Source organism: Wolbachia endosymbiont of Tuta absoluta (genome assembly GCF_059414725.1).
In genome coordinates, this window is the sequence record NZ_JBNRJY010000430.1 from 1 (window position 1) to 5,414 (window position 5,414).

A 5,414-nucleotide genomic window follows, 5' to 3' on the forward strand; every position below is an offset into this window, starting at 1 on the left:
ACATTCGAAAGTTTAGTTTTCCAATCTTTCACATCATCAGCAAGCGGAACTTCTTCAGGTATCCAGTGTATCCTTTGTTGCTGCAACCATGCATCATATGCCCAAGGATAATTAAAAGGCTTGTATATTGGATCGATCATCTACTCTATAGCTCTCCCCAACTTCTTCTTTGAGCATTTTTAGCACATTCTTGCTATCTTCTGCCATACGAATAGATAACTCCCTGATAGTTATTTTGTCTGGTATAATAACTTCTCTTGATATATTTTTACCCTTAGTAAACTTTGATTGTTTACTTCTTATACCAAATTTTTGCTTAAATACAGGGAGGTATTCATTTCTTTCATCTATTGCCTGTGTAATTACTAGCTTAGAATGCTTAGAGTATATATCTTTGCTAGCTTTAAAAGACTTTTTATCATTGTTCTCATATTCAATACTATCTTCTTTTTGTTCAACTGAGTTAGTATTACTTAAAACTTCCTTATTTATTTCTTTAGGTACAGAGTGTGATTCATTTTTATCTTCAGCTTCTTGATTGCTTTCTTCTTTTTTTATTTTCTCTTCTTGTTCTCTCTGATTCCTTTCTTTCAGCAAAGTAGCATTCTGTACAGCATTAATGCGGGAAATTTGTTCTTTTTCAGTTAAAGAGCCTAATTTACTCTCGTCAAATAAACTATATTCTTCTGCAGAATGAATTTTTCTTCTTTTTTTTACTATTGTAGTACCAGTACTTTGACTATCTAAAGAGTTTAAATTAATGTCTAATTTAAGCTTGCTTAAGCCTTGTAGGGTTAATTTTTTATTACTGATATCTTCATTATTCATATTGTTTTTATATTAATCCAAGCTTTTTACGTGCTTCTATGATTATTAAATCTGCTGTATCTTTTAGATTGTCTTTATTATTAGTTGAGGAAGAGAGTATGCTACAAAACTCATAATTTGATAAATCTGCTATGTCCTCTAAAGTTTTAATATTATGTTTACTAAGAGCAATTTTATTATCTATTGATAAGGCTAAGTTGATTACATCGTCTTCCATACCTAAATTTTTTAGCTCTTCTATTTTTCTATCATTCTCTGCTTTCAGGTAATTATTTGCTCTATTATGAAGTTCATTTGCAATATCTTCATTGAAGCCCTCTATTGAAGCAAGTTCCTTAATTGAAGTGTTAGATATATCTTCTACACTTGAAAAACCTTCTGTTACCAATAATTGGCCCATAATCTCTTCTAAGTTTAAAGCTTCAGCAAATAAAACTGAACATTGACTAAATTCTTTGTTTCTTCTTTCTGATTCTTGCTGAGTGCTTAATATCTCAATTTTCCATCCAACAAGCTCTGAAGCTAATCTTACATTCTGACCCTTTTTTCCTATAGCTAAACTCAATTGATCTTCAGCAACTATTAACTCTATACAATTTTCATTTTCGTCAATAATGACCTTTGATACTTCTGCAGGAGTAATGGCTTTAATAACAAATTGACCCAAATCTGATGAGTAATGTATGACGTCGATTTTTTCACCGTTTAATTCGTGTATAATAGTTTTTATTCTATCTCCTTTAACTCCAACGCAAGCACCTACTGGATCGATATTCTTATCAGATGAAAAAACAGCAACTTTAGATCTTGAACCAGCGTCTCTAGCTATACCTTTAATTGTTATCAATCCGTCAGCAACTTCTGGTACTTCTTGATTCAACAATGCCTCTAAAAAGCCTTCATGAGTCCTAGAAAGAATGATTTGACGTCCATCGTCAGAGCGCTTAACAGCCTGTATGTAAGCTTTAACCTTATCGCCTTCACGAAATGACTCACCACCAATTAAGTTTCGTAAAGGGAGGTATGCTCCAATTCCGTTTATGTCTATAATAAGATCTGAATATTCTACTTGTTTAACGATGCCATACCTCATTTCTCCTACCTTATCTTTAAATTCCTCATATTGCTTTTTTAACTCTTCATTTTTGATTATTTCAGAAATCTTTTGCTGGGCAATTCTTGCTGAAACAAGATCAGTGTTAAGAGAAATCAACTCACTAATAGTATCTCCAACTTTTGCATCTTCTTTTATTAACTTAGCTTGTGTCAACTTAATTAAGTCACACTCATTTTCATTTGATTCATCATTAATGACTTTTAGTTGTCTATATGAGGTAACTTTGCCTGTGTTTCTATCTATATTAACTACAATTTTACTTTTGCTACCATACTTTTGTTGAGCTACTGCTTCGATAGCACTTTTAAGTGCATTTATTATAATATTAAAATCCAAACCTTTTTGAAGTGAGAGCTCTCCCGCTGTTTTTATTACATCAAGGCTTCCAACTATGTTATTCTTGTTGCTTTTCTGCTTAACACTGCTTTTACGATTAGCAATCATATAAATAAATCCAATTTAATTAGTTATAATTATAGCTTCAACAGGTAAAGAACGCTATCTTAAATGTTAAATGATTGCTAATTTAAGTCAAGTTTTTTCATGTCTTTGTATGATAAGCAATGCCGGAGTAAAGAATAAAGTTAAGACCGTTGCAGCCAATATTCCACTTGCTATGGTTGCTGAAATATCAACCCACCACTGGCTTGATGGAGCATCATATGTGATTTGTAGCGTAAAAAAACTGATATTTAACCTAGTAATCATCGGTATTAAACCAAGAACTGTAGTTGCAACGGTAAGTAGTATTGGCCTGATGCGAGAAATTGAAGCGTTTATTATACATTGCTTAATGTTATTTTTGCGCACCTTAATTTGCTGATGAAAGGCATCAAGCAATAGTATATTATTATTCACTATAATTCCTGCTAAAGCAATTATCCCCACTCCACACATGACAACTACAAAAACTTTCTGAATAAGAAAGAAAATGAAAAATACACATGTTGTTGATAAAAACACTGCTGTCATTACGATAAATGTATAGTATATGTTGTTAAACTGTGCCACTAGCACCAATATCATCAATGTAATTGCTAATATAAAAGCCTTTAATAAAAATGCTCCTGATTTTTGTTGATCTTCCTTATCACCTTTGAAATCAATCTTTACTCCTTTACTACAGTCTTGAGTAATCGAATTTTGAATGAACTTAACTCTTTCATCAACAAGATAGCCAGTATCAACGTCAGCAGAGATTGTTACTGTGCGTGATCCATCAATCCTACTTAGTTTATTTGCCTTTTTTTCGGGAACGTATTTCACTATGCTACTCATAGAATATGGTCCATTTGCTGTATTAATAAAAAGGTTATCTATAGTTTTCATGTTGCGATTCTTTCTGGGAAAGCGTAGTACAATATCAATTTCTTCATCTGTGTTATTTGGTCTATATTTTCCAATTAATACTCCATTTGTAACCATCTTTATAAAATCACCGATGGTTGCAACACTTACTCCAGAGCTTGTAGCCTTACTCTTATCAATACTCATATTCCACTCTATTTCAGGTGCTGATCTACTATCTTGAATATTTATAAATCCAGATGAAGGTTGGTCCATAATTTTTAGGATTTTCTCTGCTACTGAATTCAAGTTGGATGCACTTCCGCTTAAGTTAATTTGTATTGGCTTGTCAGCTGATGGTCCTGACTTTTGTTCCTGTACATCAATTATTACTCCTTTTATGTTTTGTACACTACTCCTTATATCATTTAGTATTTGCGTAGCTTTGCGCCTGCAGCGCCAATCTACAAGTTCCAATTGAATTTTGGCAATAACGTTGTCTGAAAATTTTCCTGATCGAGCATAAAAAACATAAATTTCCTTTTCAACACCCAAAATACGTTCTTCTACTTTCTTAAGTATCAAATCTCGTTCTTTGGCTGATAAGCTTTCTTTTACTTTAACGCTGATTAAAATGTTATCTGAATCTACATTCGGAAAGAACTTTAATCCAGGACCAAAAGTAAAATATAATATACTAGACAAAAATAAAACAAACACAACAACACATACAAATTTTTTGGGGTGATCTAAGACTTTCTCTAACATACGTACATAAGTTCTTATTATAAGCCCAGTATTTTTTACCTCACCACTTTCTATAGCACTCATTCTTATTATTTCTTTTTTTGAAGTTATTGAAGGTTTACCAAATATTGCACCAAGCGTTGGTATAAAAACCAAAGCCATAATTAGCGATCCAGTTAAAGTTAGAATTATTGTAATTGGTATGTACTGCATAAATTTACCGACTGTATCGGGCCAGAGTAACAGAGGGAAAAACACTGCTAATTTAGTCAATGTTGATGATAAAACTGGATAAAACATATCATGAACTGAGGTGCAAAAGGCTTCTACTTTATCCATGCCACAAATCATCTTTCTATCAGCATATTCGCTGATTACAATTGCATCATCAACCAGCATGCCAACTGCCATAATTAAACTGAAGAGCACAACTATATTTAGAGTAATACCCATGAGGTAAAGAGCCATTATTCCTATTAGAAAGGAGCCAGGTATTGATAGTGCAACAAGAATAGCAGCCCTTGTTCCCATAAAGAGCATTATTATGGTTAATATTAGTAATACGGCAAATATTATACCATTTTCCAAGTCGTCAAGCACATCACGTACATTTTTTGACTGGTCATTCAAATAAACTACTTTTAAATTTTCAGGTAATTGATCTTTTGCTTTGTCCATTAAGTATTTTACTTGATTTACCGTGTCTATTATGTTTTTTCCATTACGTTTTGAAATTTCTAGTACAATGCTAGGTAGTCCATTAATACGAGCAAATCCTTGGTGATCCTCAAACCCAAGGTATACTTTTGCTATATCTTTGATTCTCAAAACTGCATCACTTTGAGATCTAATAGGAATATTCATAATATCTTCTATGTCTTTTAATAACCCTGATATTTTAATCGAATATTTACCGGTATCATTTTCTAGTGATCCGGCTCCTACCAATCTGTTGTTGTTTGATATAGCTTGAAATATCTCATTTGATTGAATGTTATATTTTGTTAGAACTGTGGGCTCAATTATAACTTCCACTGTTTCTTTACGCATACCTGCTACTTCAACTTTAAGAACATTTGGCAGAGATTCTATTTCTTTCTTTAGTTTGCGTGCTATTTCAGTTAAAGTTCTTTCCGGCAAATTACCAATCAAGCCAACGTTTAGTATCGGAAATAAGCTCAAGTCTATTTCATTGATTATCGGAGATTCTGCTTCAATAGGTAATTTTGATTTTATGTTTAAAAGCTTTGAACGGACATTATCGAGCACTTCTTTATTATTATACTCTGTTCTAAATTCGATTATCATGTGAGCACCATCATTAGTTGCAAAAGCTCTCAATTCTTTTACACCTTCGATGGATCGATCAAACTGTGCTGGTCCAGGAAAACCTGTGTATATTGTTCTCATATAGGGGACCTGTCAAACTACAGGC

At 32.6% G+C, this 5,414-nt stretch carries 3 protein-coding genes and 1 pseudogene; all 4 read right to left on the reverse strand.

Annotated features, from left to right (window positions below):
* The coding region (locus ACJ5GX_RS04560; RefSeq protein ID WP_495292751.1) for a ribonucleotide-diphosphate reductase subunit beta at positions 1-140 on the reverse strand (140 nt) is incomplete at its 3' end.
* Positions 136-828, reverse strand: a pseudogene (locus ACJ5GX_RS04565) (translation initiation factor IF-2); the annotation flags it as partial. The pseudogene ACJ5GX_RS04565 and the gene ACJ5GX_RS04560, both read right to left, overlap by 5 nt.
* A 7-nt stretch (positions 829-835) precedes the next feature.
* Positions 836-2,389: a transcription termination factor NusA gene (gene nusA / locus ACJ5GX_RS04570; RefSeq protein ID WP_010407241.1), complete on the reverse strand. Its 1,554-nt coding sequence runs from the start codon at positions 2,387-2,389 to the stop codon at positions 836-838.
* A gap of 87 nt (positions 2,390-2,476) precedes the next feature.
* A complete protein-coding gene (locus ACJ5GX_RS04575; RefSeq protein ID WP_495292750.1) occupies positions 2,477-5,389 on the reverse strand; it encodes an efflux RND transporter permease subunit in 2,913 nt (970 codons plus the stop codon).
* Between the last annotated feature and the right edge of the window lie 25 nt (positions 5,390-5,414).